Source organism: Leptospira tipperaryensis (genome assembly GCF_001729245.1).
Classification (GTDB): Bacteria; Spirochaetota; Leptospiria; order Leptospirales; family Leptospiraceae; genus Leptospira; species Leptospira tipperaryensis.
Window position 1 is genome coordinate 3,332,828 of record NZ_CP015217.1, and the last position, 19,673, is coordinate 3,352,500.

General features: G+C 43.8%; 19 protein-coding genes and 2 tRNA genes (1 of these 21 cut by a window edge). 6 read left to right on the forward strand and 15 right to left on the reverse strand.

The window, feature by feature from the left end; genetic code table 11:
• Positions 1–10 precede the first annotated feature (10 nt).
• Positions 11–2,074, reverse strand: a complete 2,064-nt coding sequence (locus tag A0128_RS15585) for a hypothetical protein (RefSeq protein WP_162274112.1) — start codon at positions 2,072–2,074, stop codon at positions 11–13.
• A gap of 390 nt (positions 2,075–2,464) precedes the next feature.
• On the opposite strand from A0128_RS15585, the gene A0128_RS15590 reads away from it, so the two are divergent.
• Positions 2,465–3,361, forward strand: coding sequence for a hydroxymethylglutaryl-CoA lyase (locus tag A0128_RS15590; RefSeq protein WP_069608354.1), 897 nt, complete (start codon positions 2,465–2,467; stop codon positions 3,359–3,361).
• Positions 3,358–4,293, forward strand: a complete 936-nt coding sequence (locus A0128_RS15595; RefSeq protein ID WP_069608355.1) for a TIGR02757 family protein — start codon at positions 3,358–3,360, stop codon at positions 4,291–4,293. The genes A0128_RS15590 and A0128_RS15595 overlap by 4 nt, the downstream gene beginning before the upstream one ends.
• 173 nt (positions 4,294–4,466) lie before the next feature.
• Here the strand turns inward: A0128_RS15595 and A0128_RS15600 are convergent, their stop codons facing one another.
• The 5 genes from A0128_RS15600 to A0128_RS15620 all read right to left on the reverse strand — a co-directional run bounded on the left by A0128_RS15600 (position 4,467) and on the right by A0128_RS15620 (position 7,634).
• Positions 4,467–4,829, reverse strand: coding sequence for a TIGR04452 family lipoprotein (locus A0128_RS15600; protein WP_069608356.1), 363 nt, complete (start codon positions 4,827–4,829; stop codon positions 4,467–4,469).
• A gap of 215 nt (positions 4,830–5,044) precedes the next feature.
• Positions 5,045–5,119: transfer RNA gene (locus tag A0128_RS15605), tRNA-Glu, on the reverse strand.
• 17 nt (positions 5,120–5,136) lie between these two features.
• A tRNA-Lys gene (locus A0128_RS15610) sits at positions 5,137–5,209 on the reverse strand.
• A gap of 75 nt (positions 5,210–5,284) precedes the next feature.
• Entirely contained in the window at positions 5,285–6,562 is a 1,278-nt protein-coding gene (locus tag A0128_RS15615) for an adenylosuccinate synthase (protein WP_069608357.1), read from the reverse strand.
• A 37-nt stretch (positions 6,563–6,599) separates the two neighbouring features.
• The gene (locus tag A0128_RS15620) at positions 6,600–7,634 is read right to left on the reverse strand and encodes an ATP phosphoribosyltransferase regulatory subunit (protein WP_069609344.1); all 1,035 of its coding nucleotides are present in this window, start codon (positions 7,632–7,634) and stop codon (positions 6,600–6,602) included.
• 373 nt (positions 7,635–8,007) lie between these two features.
• On the opposite strand from A0128_RS15620, the gene A0128_RS15625 reads away from it, so the two are divergent.
• The 4 genes from A0128_RS15625 to A0128_RS15640 all read left to right on the forward strand — a co-directional run bounded on the left by A0128_RS15625 (position 8,008) and on the right by A0128_RS15640 (position 14,375).
• Positions 8,008–10,017, forward strand: a complete 2,010-nt coding sequence (locus A0128_RS15625) for a 1-acyl-sn-glycerol-3-phosphate acyltransferase (RefSeq protein WP_069608358.1) — start codon at positions 8,008–8,010, stop codon at positions 10,015–10,017.
• Positions 10,018–10,087: 70 nt separating this feature from the next.
• Complete coding sequence (locus A0128_RS15630) at positions 10,088–10,552, forward strand: hypothetical protein (protein ID WP_069608359.1); 465 nt, start codon at positions 10,088–10,090, stop codon at positions 10,550–10,552.
• 324 nt (positions 10,553–10,876) lie between these two features.
• On the forward strand, positions 10,877–12,517 hold the full coding sequence (locus A0128_RS15635) for an FG-GAP repeat protein (protein WP_069608360.1): 1,641 nt from the start codon (positions 10,877–10,879) through the stop codon (positions 12,515–12,517).
• Positions 12,501–14,375 carry a putative Ig domain-containing protein gene (locus tag A0128_RS15640; protein ID WP_069608361.1) on the forward strand — a complete coding sequence of 625 codons (1,875 nt, stop codon included), beginning with the start codon at positions 12,501–12,503 and terminating at the stop codon, positions 14,373–14,375. Before A0128_RS15635 ends, A0128_RS15640 begins: the two co-directional genes overlap by 17 nt.
• Before the next feature lie 74 nt (positions 14,376–14,449).
• Here A0128_RS15640 and A0128_RS15645 read toward each other — a convergent pair whose 3' ends face one another.
• The 9 genes from A0128_RS15645 to A0128_RS15680 all read right to left on the reverse strand — a co-directional run.
• A complete protein-coding gene (locus A0128_RS15645; protein ID WP_162274113.1) occupies positions 14,450–15,493 on the reverse strand; it encodes a LamG domain-containing protein in 1,044 nt (347 codons plus the stop codon).
• Positions 15,494–16,039: 546 nt separating this feature from the next.
• Positions 16,040–16,582, reverse strand: coding sequence for a 50S ribosomal protein L17 (gene rplQ / locus A0128_RS15650; protein ID WP_069608363.1), 543 nt, complete (start codon positions 16,580–16,582; stop codon positions 16,040–16,042).
• 1 nt (position 16,583) lies between these two features.
• Positions 16,584–17,561, reverse strand: coding sequence for a DNA-directed RNA polymerase subunit alpha (locus A0128_RS15655; protein WP_069608364.1), 978 nt, complete (start codon positions 17,559–17,561; stop codon positions 16,584–16,586).
• Positions 17,562–17,583: 22 nt separating this feature from the next.
• Complete coding sequence (rpsD, locus tag A0128_RS15660) at positions 17,584–18,207, reverse strand: 30S ribosomal protein S4 (protein ID WP_069608365.1); 624 nt, start codon at positions 18,205–18,207, stop codon at positions 17,584–17,586.
• A gap of 11 nt (positions 18,208–18,218) precedes the next feature.
• On the reverse strand, positions 18,219–18,626 hold the full coding sequence (rpsK, locus tag A0128_RS15665) for a 30S ribosomal protein S11 (RefSeq protein ID WP_069608366.1): 408 nt from the start codon (positions 18,624–18,626) through the stop codon (positions 18,219–18,221).
• A gap of 2 nt (positions 18,627–18,628) precedes the next feature.
• The gene (gene rpsM, locus A0128_RS15670) at positions 18,629–19,006 is read right to left on the reverse strand and encodes a 30S ribosomal protein S13 (RefSeq protein WP_069608367.1); all 378 of its coding nucleotides are present in this window, start codon (positions 19,004–19,006) and stop codon (positions 18,629–18,631) included.
• 5 nt (positions 19,007–19,011) lie between these two features.
• Positions 19,012–19,125: a 50S ribosomal protein L36 gene (gene rpmJ / locus A0128_RS21895; protein ID WP_000868428.1), complete on the reverse strand. Its 114-nt coding sequence runs from the start codon at positions 19,123–19,125 to the stop codon at positions 19,012–19,014.
• Between the two features lie 8 nt (positions 19,126–19,133).
• Positions 19,134–19,352 (reverse strand): translation initiation factor IF-1, encoded by a 219-nt coding sequence (gene infA, locus A0128_RS15675; RefSeq protein WP_001040194.1) that lies wholly within the window; start codon positions 19,350–19,352, stop codon positions 19,134–19,136.
• 3 nt (positions 19,353–19,355) lie between these two features.
• A protein-coding gene (locus A0128_RS15680) for an adenylate kinase (RefSeq protein ID WP_083244149.1) crosses the window boundary here: on the reverse strand, positions 19,356–19,673 show its 3' portion. It continues 246 nt past the right edge of the window; only the last 318 of its 564 coding nucleotides appear in the window; the start codon falls outside the window, past its right edge — the gene reads right to left on this strand; its stop codon occupies positions 19,356–19,358.

Sequence of the window (19,673 nt, forward strand, 5' to 3'; positions counted from 1 at the left end):
AAATTCTCCTTTAGTCCGCGAGACACAGACTTGTATAATAATATCTCTGGGCCACGTAATTCGAAATATAATTCAGTTTATCCGGACCTGGCTGTGTAACACCTCCGAAAACGGAAATCGCCCATGCCCCCTGGGAATAATAGCTTGGTGGATTCATCGGATCCCCGGGCCCGCTGGATAAAGAATCGATCGTTCCAGTCACAGTATTTGCATTGATGCTTAAAGTATAAGTTCCAGTCCAATATCTTTGATAGTCATTTCTCAGAAGTCCCGGAAAATTAGCCTCGGGAATCGCATCATTCCCCGCCCCGCCTCCGTAGTTAAGAATACCATAATATTCTGATAGATAAGGAATTCTCCAGGTCTTTTTCCCCGCGTAGCCGTTCCCTGAGTTCGCAGCATTCAATGAATTACATTCAAAGGACGATATTTGATCTTTATACGGGTAACCGCCCACGGTTCCGCACGTCGTTCCATCCCATTTTGTATCTTGCGGACAAACCTGAACACAGATCGTACCATCCCAAGAAAATCCTTCGATACAGGTTTTCCAAACTCTACCGGTAATTGTATCAACGGATACGATATCGCTCGGATAAGACGCATTCATAGCAAAGGGTAAAGTCAATCCTGAGCTTGCGTTTACGATCTCACCATCTTGCCCGGATCCGAAACAAGTAGCCGGGTCTCCGTTTGAATCGGAACAATCCGTCTGCCCTGTATCGGCGACTTTTAAAGGGGAAGAATCCACTCCCGTTGCAAAAAAGAAAGAGTTGGAAGCGGGCACGTTTCCCGCAAAATCCTTAAATCCAACAACAGAAAGGCGAAACAAAAAAAGTTCCGGAAGCTTACTCTGTAAATCCAATCGGTAAGTCCTTGAATCCAACCACTGTCCGGCGGTTCCTTTGATGCTTGCACCCGTAGACCCTACTAACGTAGGGTCGGAAAATATTGCCATACTCGGAACTAAGGTCGTGGAAGTATCCATGTCCTTATCGAAAGTGAATGTGAAATACCTTTGATTGACTGGAAGATTAAAGTTATTCCCTGTTGGAGAGGCGGAGATAATAGGAACTACAGTATCCTTTACCAAAGTAAAGGTCGTATTTCCTACGTTCCCGGTCAAAGAAGAAGTGACGCAGATCCGAATCGTATAACTTCCATCCGTCGGAAGCGAAGCCGCAGTCACACCGCTTGTCTTTAGCGTATTGGCTGTGACCGTCCCGGAAGAAAGTTGAGTGCCATCGGAACAAGTATTGCTGTTTCTTCTTATGCTAAAGGATCCGGCGATATCACTTTTCCATTTGATTGTGCTTGAAGTTGAACTTTTTAAATATTGTGCGCTCTGAGAGGTGATCGTAATCGTAGGATTTCCCGTAAATACGGTATAAACCGACGGAGAGCTCACGGTTCCGACGTTACCCGCTCCGTCTACTGCGATCGCTTTTACTGTCGAGATCGCGTTATCCGAAACGGGAAATGCATTCGTAAATAAAAAGGAATTCGCGTCCGGAGTTCCGTCTGAAAAAATTCCAGGATCCAAACCGCCGATTCTATAGGCGATTTGGCTACAACTGGATCCGCCTAAATCGGAACAAGTCAAAGAGATGTTTGGAATCGATAATCCATAAATTCCCGTATTCGGGGTAAATGAGATCGAGGTGGGAGGAATGTCGTCTCGAATTGCATCCAATTCTACTTTATCCCAATTAGATCCGTTTTCGGGAGATTCTAAACAAAGTATAATTCGATTCGCTCCTGCCAAGAGGGGATTGGTTCCGTCATCCGCATGGATCCGGTTTACTAGGGAGGTTGACTTAGAAACTGCCCCGCTTCCAATCACCGTTCCATCCTGGCAATTTGTCGCGTTCAATCGCAATCGATAATATGAATCTAGGTTCGTGGACCAACTCACGTCCTTAAAGTTAATCGCACCCGTGTTCGAACTAACGTAGAATCTGGCATCCGAATTTAGGACGATCTTGCCTGTTTCCGGTATTTGCGTCGGATTCGATTTTGGAAAATCGATGCCAGAGAATTGAAACAGCAACGGAGCTTTGTGTCCTTTATTCAAACACCCGAGGGTAAAAAAATATATAAGTAAGCAAAAATAATTAGCATAAGATCTCTTTTTCAAATGTTGTCTTGCTACAGTATAATTTTCCATAGAACCCTCCAACAACATCTCTCTATGTGCGGTCTAATCGATAACTGAAAAGGAATCTAACGTACAAACGATCAAAGCGCATCCCTAACTATAAATAAGGACAGCCCTGATTATAAGCCGTTTGGAAAGGCTAAAAAGCGGAGAAGACATCTATCTTTTTTCCGTTCTTTGAACGTTAAGAATCGAAAGACACGGATTTAGGTCTCACAACCGGTCAAAGAATTTAGAAGAATTGGAATGAAAAACAATCCTATTAGTACTTGCCCAATTCGATCAGAAAGAGAAGTTTAGAAGTGTATGAAAGTCAAGATCACAGAAGTCGGACCAAGAGACGGACTACAAAACGAAAAAGTCCCGGTATCCACGAAGGATAAATTCGAATATATTCAACTCCTCGTCCGAGCCGGTTTGACAAACATCGAAGCAACTTCTTTTGTTAAAAAAGAATCCATTCCTCAGTTGGCAGACGCAGCCGAGCTTTCCGCGCTCTTAAATCTGAACGGACCCGTTCAATTCTCCGCACTCACACCCAACATAAAAGGATACGAAGCCGCTAAAAACGCGGGTTATAAAGAAGTGGCCGTATTCACCGCCGCGTCGGAATCATTTACAAAAAAGAATATCAATCGAACGATCGAAGAATCCGTCGAAGGCTTTAAAGAAATCTTTAAACTGGCTCAACAAGACGGAATCCGGGTTCGCGGTTACGTCTCGACCGTGATCGATTGTCCTTACGAGGGTAAGATCGATCCTAGAAAAGTTTTGGAAGTTTCCAAAATTCTTTTGGATCAAGGAGCATACGAAATTTCTCTCGGAGAAACGATTGGCACGGGAGTTCCCGCAGAAGTCGAAAGATTGTTGGAACTTCTTCTCAAAGAAATTCCGGCCAATAAATTAGCGGGACATTTCCACGATACATACGGAATGGCGATCGCGAATGTAGAGAAAGCATTTTCTATGGGAATCCGTTCTTTCGACTCTTCCTCCGGAGGACTTGGAGGTTGCCCCTACGCAAAGGGCGCGGCTGGGAATTTAGCGACCGATGATCTCGTTTATTTTTTGGAAAAGTCGGGAGTTCCCACAGGAATCGATCCGAGTCTTCTCTGGGAAGCTTCCGCTTTTATGGAAAAAGCAGTCTCTCGAGACCTTCAATCCCGTACCTATATAGCAACTAAGAAAAAAAGAGAAGTTTGAATCTCAATCCCGCAGACCAAAAGCTTAGAAAGACACTTGAAAAAATCTTCGAGAAGTACGAATCTCCTGAATTCCTTTCCAGTGATCCGATAGAGTTCCCACATTCTTATACAAATCCTAGAGACCGGGAAATAGCCGGCTTTATCGCGGCCCTCTTTTCTTATGGAAATGTCAAAGCCATCAAGAACCATCTTAGACATCTCTTCTCAATTTGTGGGAACTCCCCTCATTCCTTTCTCCTAACGCAGGACCTCTCTTTCATTCGAAAAGAACTCAAACCCTACCGATTTCAAAAATCCGCCGACATACTCCTCTTTCTCCGAACCCTCCAAGAATGTCTTCAAAACGAACCGACCCAAAGTCTGGAACCCCTCTTCTTTCTTCCTCGGGAAGGAGAATTCAACCTCACCCCACAAAAACAAAAACTTCTTGAACTCGGAGGAATTCTTCGCCAAAGAATTCTCTCTTTCCAAATTCGATTTAGGGCAATCTCGCAAAAAATAAATTCCAAAGGTGTGAGTTCCTACGGATACAAATTCCTAGTCGGGCAAGGGTTCAACACCTCGTCCCTCAAAAGATATTCGATGTATCTGCGTTGGATGGTCCGAAAGAATTTCCCTGATCTGGGAATTTACGATTCCATCTCTCAGGAGGAACTACTCTATCCGCTTGATGTGCATATTCAAAGAATCGCAAGCGTTCTTGAGATCAGTTCCCGTAAAACACCGGATTGGAAAAAGGCGGAAGAAATCACGGCCTTCTTTCGAAAAATTTTTCCGGAAGATCCGGCGCGAGGAGATTTTGCGTTGAGTCGTTTGGGAATTTTAAGACAGTGCAAATCAAAATATGTGTTTGAACTCTGTGAGAGTTGTCAGATTCGAAACGTTTGCAAAGTCTTCGAAAGAAAGGATAAAAAGATATCTCAAGCCTAAGATTCTCTAAATCCGACTTCGCTTCCTTTGTCTTTTAGTATAATTCAATAAAGAACCTTCTCTCGAGTTCTTAAATCTCTCCATTGAATCGTACTTATTCTTAGAGAAAGAATTAAACTAGAATCGATTGAATTCTTCCTCTTAAATAAGAATTAAGATGCAAAGATCGGATCTTAAGGAAGCTTTTTCAACTTACAGGAAGAAGCCGCGATCAGACCCGAGTCGATATTGCTAGTCAACACGATCGAAGAAAGAATCGAATCCGCACACGCGTCTACTTTTTTCTTTTCATACAATGCAGAGGTATCCTTAGCGTCGATTCCCGCGACCGAATCGATGAAAGAAATGGACGTAAGACTTCCTAAACGATTGCTCGTAGTTCCGACGATCGTTACCATTCCTATAAAAACCGCATCCTGAAGCTGGAACGCAGCCTCTGTACTCTTTACGGTCTTAGAACCGACCAAATCATAAAATCCCGAACAAGAAAAAGTCATCGTTACGATCAGCAGAAACACAATCAGAATATTTTTCATCTATTTTTCAAACCTCATTACCAAATTTCAAAAGGATGTTTTTTCCTCCCATTTTGTCAATCAAACGGTAGGTTCTTTATCAGGATCGGACCACGTTAGAACTTAGAATATGAAATCGGCTTCGAGAGACATTCACAAAATTGAATATAGTTTTAAAACGAAAGAGGAAGGAAAATCAGTTTATCAAAAGTGAATATTGGGGAAGAAAGAAAGAGTGGTACCGCCAAGGGGAATTGAACCCCTGTTCCAAGAATGAAAATCTTGTGTCCTAACCACTAGACGATGGCGGCCTATAAGAACGTTCTCTTGAGTCGTCGGGGATTCGAACCCCGGACCCATTCCTTAAAAGGGAATTGCTCTACCAGCTGAGCTAACGACTCGAAGCGTTACGAAATACACGATATTTTTCGAGTGTCTTGGGTCAATCAAAAACGCTGAAAAAATACTCCGATTCTTTAAAAAGAATCCCCATGAATCGTGTCCTTACGATCCGGACCCGTTGATACGAGATTGATTTTCACCCCGATCAGTTTTTCCAAAGTGGAAATATAATCCTTACATTTCTCGGGAAGTTTTTGAAACTCACTGATTCCGGAAATGTCGGTCTTCCAACCCGGAAACTCTTCATAGACAACTTCTACTTTTTCCAAACACTGAGAAGGAAAACAATCCAGAGTTTTTCCATTGAGCTTATAACCGACCGCGACTGGAATCGAATCATAATCGGAAAGAATATCGATCTTTGTCAAAGCGATCGAAGTAATCCCATTGATCCGAACCGAATGTTTTAACATCTCCGCATCAAACCAACCACAACGTCTCGGACGTCCCGTCGTAGCGCCGAATTCTCCGCCCTTCTGACGAAGCGCTTCTCCGGGTTCTCCCAACAACTCGGTTGGAAAAGGACCTTCTCCCACTCTCGTAGTATAAGCTTTTGTAATTCCGATCACGTGTTTGAGATGTTGGAAAGAAATTCCGGTTCCGATCAGAGCCCCTCCGGTCGTAGGATTGGAACTCGTAACGTAAGGATAAGTCCCGAAATCCACGTCCAGACCGGTTCCTTGTGCGCCTTCCAGAAGAATTCTTTTTCCTCTTTTCAGTTCGTTGTCGAGGTAATATGCAGTATTTATAATGTTCTTCTTTACTTTGGAAAGAAAGAATTTCAGACCTTCGTTGATTTCGCTGTAGGAAACGGGAGGCATTCCGTAGAGTTTGTCCAACTCGCGATTTTTTTCTTCCACGAGATGTTTGAGACGGGATTGATAAGAATCGTCTAAAAGATCCCCTACCCTCAAACCCGTTCTCATCATCTTATCGGCGTAACAGACTCCGATCCCTTTTTTTGTGGTCCCGATCTTGTGTTCCTGGCTGAGAGTGGTTTCTCTCGCGGAATCGATCTGAGAATGATACGGAAACAAAAGATGACAAGCGTCGCTTAACAAAAGTTTGTCATAAACAGGAAAACCTTCCTTCTGAAGACGATCACATTCTTCTATAAAGAAAAGAGGATCCAAAACGACTCCGTTTCCGATCACACAGATCGTCTGGTCGTAGATCACTCCGGAAGGAACCAAATGAAACACATACTTCTTCCCGTGAACGACCACGGTATGACCGGCGTTCGCACCGCCCTGATAACGAACGATGATGTCCGTGTCCTTGGAGAGAAAGTCGATAACTTTCGCTTTTCCTTCATCACCCCATTGGGTTCCTACTACTAACGATGCGGGCATAGTTTTTCCTCAAATTGCTGGTTGGTAAAATTTCGTTTCATGATCTGAGATCGGAAAGAGGGGATTTTAAGGATGCCTCTAACGTATTCACCACGAGTGCGTAACCGCTTGCGTTCTTCTGAACTCCGGAAAACATTTCGTAGAGATGATCGTAGGCTCCTCCGGTAAGAACCGGATCCGGAGAACCTTGCAGATAACCTTGAAAGACAAATCCTGTATAATAATTCAAATCTCTCAAAAGGGAAAAGTCGATACAAAGATCGATCTTTCTCTTTTTAGAATCCCAAGCTTTTAAAAGCCAAGACGTCTCTTCCAGAACGACCCCGAGACTTTTTTTAAGATTTTCGGAAAGAGAATCCAGATTTAAAGAATTCTTCAAAGAATCCAGACTGAAGTTGAGAACGAGTGCGTTTAACAAACGGATGAGATTGGAATGATTCTTCTTTACTCCGAAAATTCTTTCGATCTCGTTTACGTTTTTCTGATATAACAAAGTGGAAAGAATTTCTATCTCGCTCTGGGTAAGAGAATATTCCTGAACGATGGAATGAAAGAGGTTAACGTTACCGAGCACGAGCGTCAGTTCATTCTCGAGAGGAAGAAGAGAAATGATCTCGTCCAATTCTTCCAAAATCCGAAGTGTGTTTTCTTTGCCCGAGGCTCCGATCGATTCCGCGCCGATCTGCAAAACTTCTTTTCGCGATACGCTCCCTTTGGCGGTTTCTCTAAAAATTCTTCCCACGTAGAAGATGTTCTGGTTTTCCTTCTGGTGCGAGAAACCGGCCATCCCCTTTACGGCTTGCACCGTTAAATCGATGCTCGGTGAGATTTCGTTTCCGGAAAGATCTCGGATTCGAAAGAGAGAAGAAGAATCGGGAGCTGAGACCGTCTGAAGAAAGGTCGAGCTGTAATCAAATGCGGGTAAGAATACTTCGGAATAGCCTTTTTTTTTAAGAACACCGGAGACGGTCTCGAGTAAGATGCGTCTGTCTTTGCTGTCTTCTGGACCAAGGAAGTGAAACCCGTCCGGGATCCATTTTTTCTGGCTGGGTTCTGGGAGTTTTTGATTCATGTTTTGGAAGACTTCAAGTTCCAATATACAGTTCAAAACCGAGACGTCAGATTTCAAACCTTTTTAAAAAAATAGAATGACAATTCCCATTCCAAACAGATGATTATCATCCGATTCAGCGGATTCTCTCCATCTTCCGATTTCTATCGACGATTTGGGCAAGTCCTTCTAAAAGGCGTTCCAGGGTTTACACCTGGAATTAGCAAGAATCCGATTCCGACTCGGAAATTTCTTTTCGGTCGGAGTAAACCGAAAACGACTTTAAGACCCCGATTCTCTTTCAAAGATCATATCGGAATGCGAACAACCCGGCTTCCATCTGGAACACACCGGATGAAAACGAATTTATATCGAAGTATCAGGAGTAAGATTGATGGCTGAGAAAGAATCCAGCGTTGGGAAATGGCAGAAAGAATTTTTCGAAAACATTCACTTGTTCAAACGTTCCGGAATGACGGAAGACGAAGCCAAGAAGATTCTTCAGAAGTTTTTATATTTGTCCTCCGTGACTCCAATGCCTCCGGTAATGGACGTATTCAAAGAACCGCATCTTCTCGAAACGGTCGGGGTTTATACTTCTCCGGAACAGAGATCCAGAGAGTTTATGATGGAGTTTCTTTCTCCGATCATGAAACAGTTTACGGTGGAAGGTGTGGACAATCTCAAATTGGTCCAACCCCTTCTCGGAAAATATCCGATCACTCTCATCTCAAATCACCTTTCGCACTTAGACGCGCCCGCAATCTTTCATCAGCTTTATAACTGTTCTCCCGAAGGAAAATCGATCGCGGAACAACTCGTTTTTATCGCGGGAAGACTCGCCTACGAACCGGACTTCACTCGTCTCGGACTTTATATGTTTGGAACTCTTTTGGTTTGTTCCAAAAGAGACATGGCGGATAACCCAAGTCTTTCGGACGTGATGACTAAGATCAACATGAGAGCGTTTCGCCATTCTCAAAAACTTCAGTCCGAAGGAAAGATCGTCGCGATCTTCCCGGAAGGAACTCGTTCGAGAGACGGAAGGCTGATGCCTTTTGTCGAAACCGTCTATCACTACGTTGCAAACAAGGTCATCATTCCGATCTCCTTGGAAAAGACTGACAAGATTCTTCCAACCACAAGCTTGTTGTTCAATCAGGTAAACGGAAAACTCGTCATCGGTAAACCGGTGTTAGTCGGAGAACTTTCCAGAAAACACATGGAAACTTTTCCGAAGAACGTGGAACAACTTCAGTTCCCGGAACACGGAGACAAAAAACAATTCCTCATCGACAACTTAGCCCTTTTGGTCGGATCCAACTTAAACAAACACCAACACGGAACGTATCGAAATCTCTACAAAGGCGACGTTACGGGAAAGAATATTCTTATCAAGGTTCCGAAAGAACCGGAAGAGAAAATCGTTGTGATCGGAGCGAGCAGCATGTCGATCGCGGTCGCGACCCTACTCGCGAACAAAGACGTCTTGGTCTATCTCTATCATCCGGATCAAACATATACGGAACAATGCAACACGGAAAGAAGAGAACTAAAATACTATCCTCTCTACAAACTTCCGCCGAATTTAATCTTCACTTCCGATCCCGAAGTTATGAAGACCGCCACTCTTTTTATTCAAGGAACAAACCCTTGGGAATTGATCAACGTTTATCCCGAGATCCAACCCTTTCTCAACAAGAACAAGGCTCCGTTTTTCAACGTAGTCAAAGGTTTTACGAGCACGGGTTTGATCTTGGACGAGGTCCAGACCGCATTCGGTTTGGAAGACGATCGATTGGGCGTGATCGCAGGAGCTTGTTATCCGGATCAGATCATGGAAAGAAAGATTTCCGGATTTGAGATCGCTGCGTCTAACGCGTCTTTGATTCCAAGAGTTCAAAAACTTTTTACAACGGGTTATATCTTTCCAAGACCCGCGAAAATTCCAACAGATATCAAAGGGGTTCAGTTAGGTGGAGCTCTCAAAACCATCTACGCGCTTGCGATGGGAATCGTAGAAGGATACTTTACGCAGACTCTTGGTGGAAACGTAGACAATTCCCTCTTTCATCTTTCCAATCGTTTCTTTACGGAGATGACTGAAATCGGAACGAAGATGGGCGGACAACCGGAAACGTTTCAGGGGCTCTCCGGATTGACTGACTTTATGCTCTCTTGTTTTGGAACCGACGCGAAGGACAGAAAGACCGGATACGATATCGCCTACGGATCTCCCTCCGAAAGAATGTCTAACGGCTTCTATGGACTCAAAGTAATGCCGAATCTGATGAAGATCACACCGGAAACTCCCGTTCTCGCGGCTGCATACGAAATCGTGATCAACAAAAAGAACATGAGCGAGATCATCGAAATGATGGAAGGCAGACTCGCTAGAGTTTAAGAATCAAACCCTAAGCTCCGTGTGAGACGAAGCTTAGGGTTTTTTTCCTCTGTCAGAAGGATAAAATCGATTGCGAAGAAGAATTTTCACGTTCGTTTCGATCTTGATTCTTTTTTCTTTTCATTGCACGCAGATCTCAAACTCTTTTTCAAAGAACGATCCTCAAACTCCCGAGCCGGAATTAAATACATTAAAATACCCGAATATAGACATTCTTACAAAATCCCTAAAGCTGATCACAAAAAATCGGGGAAAAGGAAGCCAGGTCTTTTATATTTCCGGAATATTCGATTCTTATTTTTATCTTTATTGGAAAAATCGAAAAGCCGTCTACATACTTCGATCTATTGAAAACGATTTAGAAACAAATTATGTCGATTCGATTCGTTTTCCGACGGGGAGTTCTCGCATTCAGATCGATACGAACGTTGTGGAGACCTTGGACGAAGTCGGAGGAAGCACCTTCTTAATTCACAGAGACTCTCTCAATTCCATTCTTGAAAAATGTCTTAACGGAATTTTAATTCGGATCTAAACTAGAATTCCACGAAACTATCCCAGCTCCTCTTAGCCCGCCTTTCCAATCTTCATTCATTCAAAAATTCACATATTCAGAAAAGAATATACATTTTGAATAAAATAGTAATCAAGCACAGAATCAACGGATTCCATTCTTAACTCCTCTCATTTCAACCGAATCCTTTTATAGTTAGAATCGCAAAAGCGACTAACACAAAATCAACGATTGCGCGATTAATAACTAAGATTTCTGATTTATAACAAGCGGTGACTTGCCCTTCTTTTTGAGATAGATTATCTCAGAAAAAGAGTCCAAGGCAAGTTTCCGTTTTGCAAATCTATGAGAAACCAAAAGAATCCAAAATTACGCGTTAAAGGAAAAATCTTTCTTTCTCAACTATTTCATTTTGTTTGTTTTTGGATTCTCCTGATTCTTTCCTCCTATTGCCAATACGAACCAAAGAATAATTACGACCTTCTTCTACTTACCGGCCAGGGGCCGGGGCCTGCGGATTCTACCACAGGCGGAATCGATTTTTCCAGTGCTCCTTCCTCCGTTTCCGTCGCGGGTTGGCAAAACGAAGCCTATATAAAGGCGAATAACGTAGGATTTGGCGGAGCCCTCTTTGGAAATAGTATCGCCATTTACGGAGATACTATGGTGGTCGGAGCTCATCGAGAGAGCAGTAGCCAGATCGGTATTACAAATAGTTCAACTCCGAGCGCCGCGAGTATGAACACCGCCGCTATGGATTCGGGAGCTGCCTATGTTTATCGAAAAATTTCAGGTAACTGGGTTTTAGAATCCTATCTAAAAGCTTCCAACACAAGTAATAACAGTCGATTCGGTTGGAGCGTTGCGATTTCAGGAAATACAATCGTAGTCGGAGCCACCGGCGGTTCGGGATCAGCTTATGTATTCGTATTCGATAGTATCACTTCCACTTGGGCTCAAGAAGCTCTTTTAAAAGCGCCTAACTTTGAATCCGGAGACCAATTCGGTTCCGGAGTTGCGATCGACGGAGATGTTATCGTAGTCGGAGCTCAATGGGAAGATAGCAATCAAAACTCTATCACAAACGGAACTACTGCAAGTTCGAACAATTCTAAAACAGATTCCGGAGCCGCTTACGTATTTCGAAGAAGCGGTGTTAGTTGGTCGCCGGAAGCATATCTCAAATCTCCGAATCCGGATAATAACGATTATTTCGGCTCCACCGTCGCGATATCGGGCAGCACGATCGTCGTGGGCGCACCTCAGGAAAGCAGTTTATCTGGAACGGTCAACGGGGCTACTGCAAGCGCAGATAATACAAAGTCCAACTCGGGGGCAGCTTATGTATTCCGAAAGTCGGGAGCTCTATGGATTCAAGAAGCCTTTCTCAAGGCATCCAACTTGGATTCTAACGATCAATTTGGAAAAAAATTATCAATCTCCGGCGACACGATAGCGATCGGCGCTCCTTTTGAAGATAGCAACCAAAACGATGTATCAAACGATTCTACCGCGAGTTCCGATAATTCTGTCGGCAGCGCCGGCGCAGTTTATGTGTTCGAAAGAAGCGGTGTCACTTGGGTTCAGAGCGCATTCTTAAAAACTAAAAACGTTCAAAGCGGAGATCAATTCGGTTCGAGCGTCGCCATCGACGGCGATCTTATCGTCGCGGGAGCGATAAACGAATCTTCCAATCAATCAACGATCACGAACGGAAGTTTAGGTCATTGGAATGAAAAAATGCCTCAATCCGGAGCCGCGTATGTATTCCGCAAATCTACGGGTTGGAATGCAGAATCGTATCTAAAAGCTCCGAATCCGGGAAGCTCGGATCTGTTCGGTTGGAGCGTGGCGCTTAACGCGAATAAGATCGTAGTCGGAGCCGCGCAGGAATGTAGCAGTCAAAGCACGATCACAAACGGAAGCGCGGCGAGCGCTGACGATTCCGCGTTTAGAGCCGGAGCCGCGTATGTATTCCAGAGATAATTTTCAGAAGATGACAATCGCTAAGATCGGTATTTTATACGATCAGGGCAAATTCGTTTTTAAGAATTTCACGAGCAGAAAGATTATTTCCGTTTTTCTAATATTCCTTTCTAATACTTCCTTCATCAATTGCCTCAACGGCGGAGAAGAACAACAACTTTTACTCAACTTTTTCGTCACGACGGATCCACCGATTTCCAATCTCAAATATTCCATATCAACCTATCAGTATGCGAAGTATGTATCGATCCCGACCTTACGACCTTCCATTCAAGGGACTCCGACAAATTATTCGGTATCTCCGGCTCTGCCGCAAGGTCTCGCAATCGATCCGAAAACGGGTTTTATATCGGGAACTCCAGTCGAAGTCATTAGTTCCACAGAATTTACAATCACCGCGAGTAATTTCGGAAATTCTGCAACTACCACTTTGATCTTATCGCCTACGTCTTCTCAATGGGGAAACGCCGCCTACGTAAAAGCGTCCAACGTGGACATCGCAGATTATTTCGGGAATACGGTAGCGATCGATGGCGATACAATGGTAGTCGGGGCTTATCTGGAAAGCAGCAATCAAACATCGATCACAAACGGTGCAAGCGGGAGTTCCGATAATAGCGCCGACGGCTCAGGAGCGGTTTACGTCTACAAACGAACAAACGGAGTCTGGGTACAAGAAGCTTATTTAAAGGGGTCTAACGCAGAAACTGGAGATTGGTTCGGATACAGCCTTGCAATATCAGGAGACACGATCGTGGTAGGCGCTTATCTCGAGAGTAGCAATCAAATTACGATCACAAATGGGGGCACAGCGAGTCCGGACAACTCGGCGGGGGCCGCCGGTGCAGTTTATGTTTACCGCAGAACCGGAACCACTTGGACTGAAGAAGCTTATCTAAAGGCGCCTAACGCGGAAGCCGGAGATTTATTCGGATACAGTGTGGCCATTAACGGCGACACGATCGTAGTCGGCGCGATCATGGAAGCGAGCAATCAAGTCACGATTACGAATGGAAATTCCGCCAGCGCGGACAATTCTGCCGGAAGCGCCGGAGCCGTATACGTCTATAAACGAACCGGAACTACTTGGACACAAGAAGCTTATTTAAAGGCGTCTAACGCGGAGGCGGGAGATTTATTCGGAAGTAGCGTGACAGTTTACGGAGAAACGATTGCGGTTGGCGCAACCGGAGAAGCGAGCAATCAAATTACGATCACCAATGGGGCCGGGTCTAGTGCAAATAATACCGCGTGGTCTGCGGGAGCGGTTTACGTCTACAAACGCACCGGAACCAACTGGGCACAAGAAGCCTATTTAAAACCGGATACAGCTCCCGCCGGATATCAACTCGGTTATAGCCTAACAATGGACGGAGACACGATCGCCGCAGGAGCCACCGGCGCTTCGGAAGGCGCCGTGTACGTCTACACAAGAACCGGAACGACTTGGACACAAGAACAAGCGATTACTCCCTCTAACCCCGTATCAGTAAGTCTATTCGGTTATTCAATTTCTCTTTCGGGAAATAGTATCGCCGTAGGAACGTATTGGGAATACGGAAACGAAGATAAAATTATAAACGGAACGACTGCGAGTACGGATAATTCCTTGCCGGAATCCGGAGCGACTTACATATACAAGCGGACCGGAACTACTTGGACACAAGAATCGTATATCAAAGCCGCAAATGTACAATCCGGAGATTGGTTTGGAAACAGCGTGGCGATTTCAGGCGACACAGTGATCGCGGGGGCGCCGCAGGAAGACTGCGGGCAAAACACAATCACGCAAGGAATATTAGGAAATTGGAATGAAGAAAAACCCAACTCGGGCGCGGTTTACATATTCAATCGATAAGAAGATAAGCACATCGAAAACGTAGATATGCTCATCCCAAGACTTCCTCAAAGAAGAATACCTTGAAAAAGAATTTAATTACAAACGTGAGGAACGGCGATATTATACTTAAAGCTTAGATAACATTCCGTCTTGATACGATCCGTTGTGCTCAGTCCTTGATTGTAAATCAGAGTTTCCCCGATTCTTCCTTCAAAGCCAGCGCCTCCGAAATAAACTCCAAGATAGGTCGTGGTATTTCCGGTCGCGGGAAAAACGTCGGAAGTTGTTTTTTCCAGCGCACCGTTACGATACATCGTCGTAGAGCTTCCTGAGAATTGCATAGTTAGAATATGAGTAACATCCGTCGCATACGCATTGCTCTGAAAGGTCACCCCGGCTCCAAATACGCTGAACTGATTGCTCTGGAATTTTAGAACTAAAGAATTCGGACCGGAAAGATGTAGGATCCCTTCGCTGGAAACGGAACCGGGAACTTGATCTAAAACGTAGATGATTGTGTAGGAACTCCCCGCAATGGAAAGTGCGGGTCCGGTGAAAAATCTCGTTTCTGGGTTACTCGTTTTAACAAAAGGTCTGTTATTTTTATAATTCGGAAGCCAGTAGGGTTCTTGATTGACATAAGTATTGTTGAATGGAGTTCCCCCAACCCGATCCACCCATGTTGTGATCTTATTGGATGTATCTTTTGTAATACCGGAATCTGCGCTCAGCCAAATAAGAAGACTCGCTACATCTGAAGGAAGATAATACGTAGTAGCTTGCGTAATTTTAGAATAAGACTTCGTCCCGTCTGTCTGGATTACTTCCAAAAGATAGTAGTGTGTTTCCCCGCCTCCTAGGCCGGAATGTGTAAAACTACTTCCGGTGATTCCTGAAGCGCTTCCGGTAATCTCCGGAGATCCGACCGTGACAGAAGAAGTTGTGGAGGAATAGATTTTATAAGTAGGACCGGTTGCCGTTGAAGACCAGCTGAGATTGACGGAATGAATATCCGCACTCGCTTGAAAGGTAGAAGAAGCGCTTCCCGACGCTGCCGAAATCGCATTCGGAACTGCAATTTGGAGAAAAAGCCCTGCCGGATTACTCGAATCGAAGCTGAACTTCTTGGCTTCCATACAAGAAATTTGGAAGGATAAAAGAAGAATTATCGAAGATAAAACGGAAAGTTTAAATCGAGTTGGCTGAATGCTCGGAGCGTCCTTTTTGAATTCGAAAAACAAATTTATTTCCCCTAAAAACTCGAAAGTTTGGCTTTCTATCATGAGTAAAAGCTCATCTACAAAAACCAACAACCGATTTTTAAACATGTTGAACGTTTTTTATAGTCTAGGACGTTTTTTCTTCGTGAAAAAGAACTGAATTAAAATCAGGGGTTCGTAGGAAAAATTTCCAATACAAGTTTTCTTGATTCTGTTTGGAGAACGATTTAAAGTTCAATTCCAAGAAGTTTTTTTATGACTTTGGGTTTGGTAGTAAGGCAATAGGAAATTAGAACCTTGTGCAATCGGGCACTCATCGTGAATTTTCTAAAAAACTAGGATCTGCAACAATTGAGCCCTTTCAAAGTAAAATCAAACCTTCGAAGTGGGCATAAAAAAACCCGAGAAACCCGGGTTTTTAATCCTAAAAAGAGATCGGCAATCCAATCCGTTGGAATCGAATTACTTTTTCTTTTTGGTTTCTTTTTCTTTTTTAGGAGCCGCTTCTTTCTTAGTAGGAGCAGGAGTTGCGCCCGATTTTCTCGCAGCTCTTTTCTCTTCTCTTACTGTAGCCTGAGTTTCGCGTTTTTCTTCTCTTTCTTTCAAGAGAGAAGCTCTGTCTTTTCTGGAAGTAAGTTCTAAAATCCCTACTTCGGAATTGTCAGAAGCTCTGTTTACAAGTTTCAGAACACGAGTATATCCGCCGTTCGTAGTTTCAAAACGTTTCGCGATATCTTCGAAAAGTTTTACAACGACTTCACGGTCTTTGATTCTTTTCATAACTTCGCGCTTGTTGTGAAGTTGAATCTCTGGTTTTAGATCTACTGCAAGATTCTTCTTAGCTCTTGTAATCAATTTCTCAGCATGAGAACGAATCACTTTCAATTTTGCTTGAGTAGATTCGATTCTTTCATACTTAAAAAGACTTGTGATCATGTTATTGATCAGTGCGTCTCTGTGACCTTTATTACGGTTTAAATGTTTTACTTTATTTCTTTTGTTCATTTTAGAAATCCCTCATTCCGAAAGAGAGACCGAGAGTGGAAAGTTTTGTTTTCAACTCTTGCAGACACTGGTCGCTGTAGTGTTTGGATTTCGACATTTCTTCTTCCGATCTCTTTACGAGGTCTCCGATAAAATCGATTTCCAGACTTCTCAGCACATTGAGAGAACGAACAGACAGTTCCAATTCTTCCACATGTTTAGACAAGGAAGCTTTGAGTTTTTCATCAGCTTCATCCAGTTCGTCGTCTTCTTCTTCCAGTTCTTCTTCGAAATTGATAAATACTGTAAGGTGCTCTTTTAAGATTTTCGCCGCTTGAGCAACAGCGTCGTCGGGAGAAACGGATCCGTCAGTCCAGACTTCCAGAGTCAATTTTTCGTAATCGGATCTCTGAGCAACACGAGTTTCAGAAACTTCGAAAACTACTTTCTGCACGGGAGAAAAAATAGAATCCACAGGAATCGTTCCGAGGACTTCGATGTCTTTTTTCTTTTCTTCCGCAGGAACGTATCCTCTTCCTCTTTGAATTTCCAAATCCATGATGAGATTTGCATCTTCATTGAGAGTCGCGATGTGAAGATCCGGATTCATAATTTCTATGGAAGAATCTACAGCGAGATCCCCTGCTCTGAAATATCCGGCACCTTTTAGTTCCAGGTGAATGATTTTACTCTGATCCTTTTCTTCCGGCTCGTATTTAATACGAACTTGTTTCAGGTTGAGAATAATTCTGGTTACGTCTTCCGCAACGCCTTCGATAAAGGAGAATTCGTGATTCACCCCTTCGATACGAATCGCGGAAATCGCAGCTCCCTCGATCGAGGACATAAGGGTCCTTCTGAGAGAGTTACCGATAGTTGTGGCAAAACCCCTTTCAAAAGGCTCTGCAACGAACTTCCCGTAATTCGGGGTGTTCGCTTCCGTGTTGAATTCTATCTTCTTAGGACGTTTAAATCCTTTAAGTAAGCTTTTGAGAGACAATTTGAGACCCTTCTATCAGATTTTATTTAGAGTAAAGCTCTACGATTACCTGTTCTTTAACCGGTAGATCGATATGGTGGCGCTCAGGCAATGCCGTTACGTCCCCGCCAAAGTTTGTGTAATCTGCCGATAACCAAGATGGAACTCCCTGCAATGACTGAGATAAACGAATGTTATCCGCAATGAAGGTAGAAGTTTTAAACTTGTCGCGAATTTCCACTTTATCACCTACGTTGAGTCTGTAGGAAGGAATATCCACTCTATCTCCGTTCACAAGAATATGTCTGTGAGCGATGAAGTTTCTCGCTTGGCGACGAGTTACCGCGAAACCAAGGCGATACAAAACGTTATCCAATCTTCTTTCCAGAAGTTGTAAAAGAATTTCACCGGTCACACCGTGAGCGTGAGAAGCTTCTTCATAATATCTACGGAATTGTTTTTCTAAAAGACCGTAAGCTCTTTTGAGTTTTTGTTTTTCGCGAAGCTGAGCGCCGTATTCCGACACTTTTCCTTTCCGCTTAGTAGGCATACCAGGAGGCCCTTTGCGGTGGAATTTATCTTTATTAAAAGTATAGCTCGACTTCAGGAAGAGATCAACTCCCTCCCTTCTCATGATTTTTACAACAGGACCTCTATATCTTGCCATCTTAAACTACCTTAGACCCTTCTTCTCTTACGTGGACGGCATCCATTGTGAGGCAATGGAGTAACATCCTTAATCATCTTAATGTTCAATCCTCTGGCAACCAAAGAACGAATCGCAGACTCGCGGCCAATGCCGGGTCCGGAAACCATTACATCTACTTCTTGAAGTCCAGCGGCATCCATAGCTTTTTCGGCCGCATTTCCCGCTGCGATCTGAGCCGCATACGGAGTGGATTTTTTGGATCCACGAAATCCCATTGCACCGGAAGTGGACCAAGAGATTGTATTCCCGGCCATATCGGTGATCGTTACGATCGTGTTATTGAAGGAAGCGGTGATATAAACTTTACCGCGAGGAACAACTTTCTTTTCCTTCTTTTTAACTTTCTTCTCTTTCTTGGTTTTCTTATCGTCAGCCATGATTACTTAGTTACCTTTTTCTTATTCGCTACAGTCTTCTTGCCGCCCTTTCTGGTTCTGGCATTGGTTCTGGTTCTTTGACCATTTACCGGAAGACCTCTTCTATGTCTGAGTCCTCTGTAGCATCCAATGTCCATCAAACGTTTGATGTTCAATTGGATTTCGGAGCGCAGGTCCCCTTCCACTTTTGCACTTTCTTCAATCGCCTTACGAATCGCCGCTTCTTGAGCCTCGTTAAGGTCCTTTACGCGAATCTTTTCGTCTACTCCGGCTTTTTTCAGAATTCCTCTCGATAAGGAATTTCCGATCCCGAAGATATAGGTTAATCCTATAACAACTCTTTTTTCTCTTGGAAGGTCAATACCTGCAATACGCGCCATATTTCTTATGCTTGCCTTTGTTTGTGTTTCGGATTGGTGCAGATCACGCGGATTACACCTTTTCTTCTGATAACCTTGCAGCTAGAGCAGATTTTCTTAACTGATGTTCTTACTTTCATAACAATTCCTACTTTTTGCGGTAAGTAATTCTTCCCTTAGAAAGGTCGTAAGGGGAGAGTTCTACCGTAACTTTATCACCCGGTAAAATCCGGATATAGTGCATTCTCATCTTTCCGGAAATATGTGCCAAAACTTTATGACCATTTTCCAATTCTACACGGAACATCGCGTTGGGCAGGGGCTCAAGTACGGTGCCATCGACTGTGATCGCTTCTTCCTTTGCCACTGATTAAGCTAGCTCCTTTTGAATCAAAGAAGTCACCTCTTCCAGGGACCCGACTCCGTTCACTTGAGATAGTTTCTTTTGTGCCGCGTAGTAGTCCAGAAGAGGAAGAGTCTTCTTGTTATAATTGTCCAGACGATTCTTGATCGTCGCTTCATTGTCGTCAGCGCGGCCTTCGATTTCCGCACGACTTAAAAGCCTCTTCAAAAGTTCCGAATCCGGAACCTGAAGATTGATCGCTTTATCGATCGACTTTCCTTCACTTTTTAAAAGAGAATCGAGAGCGTCCGCTTGTTCCACGGTTCTCGGAAAACCATCCAATAA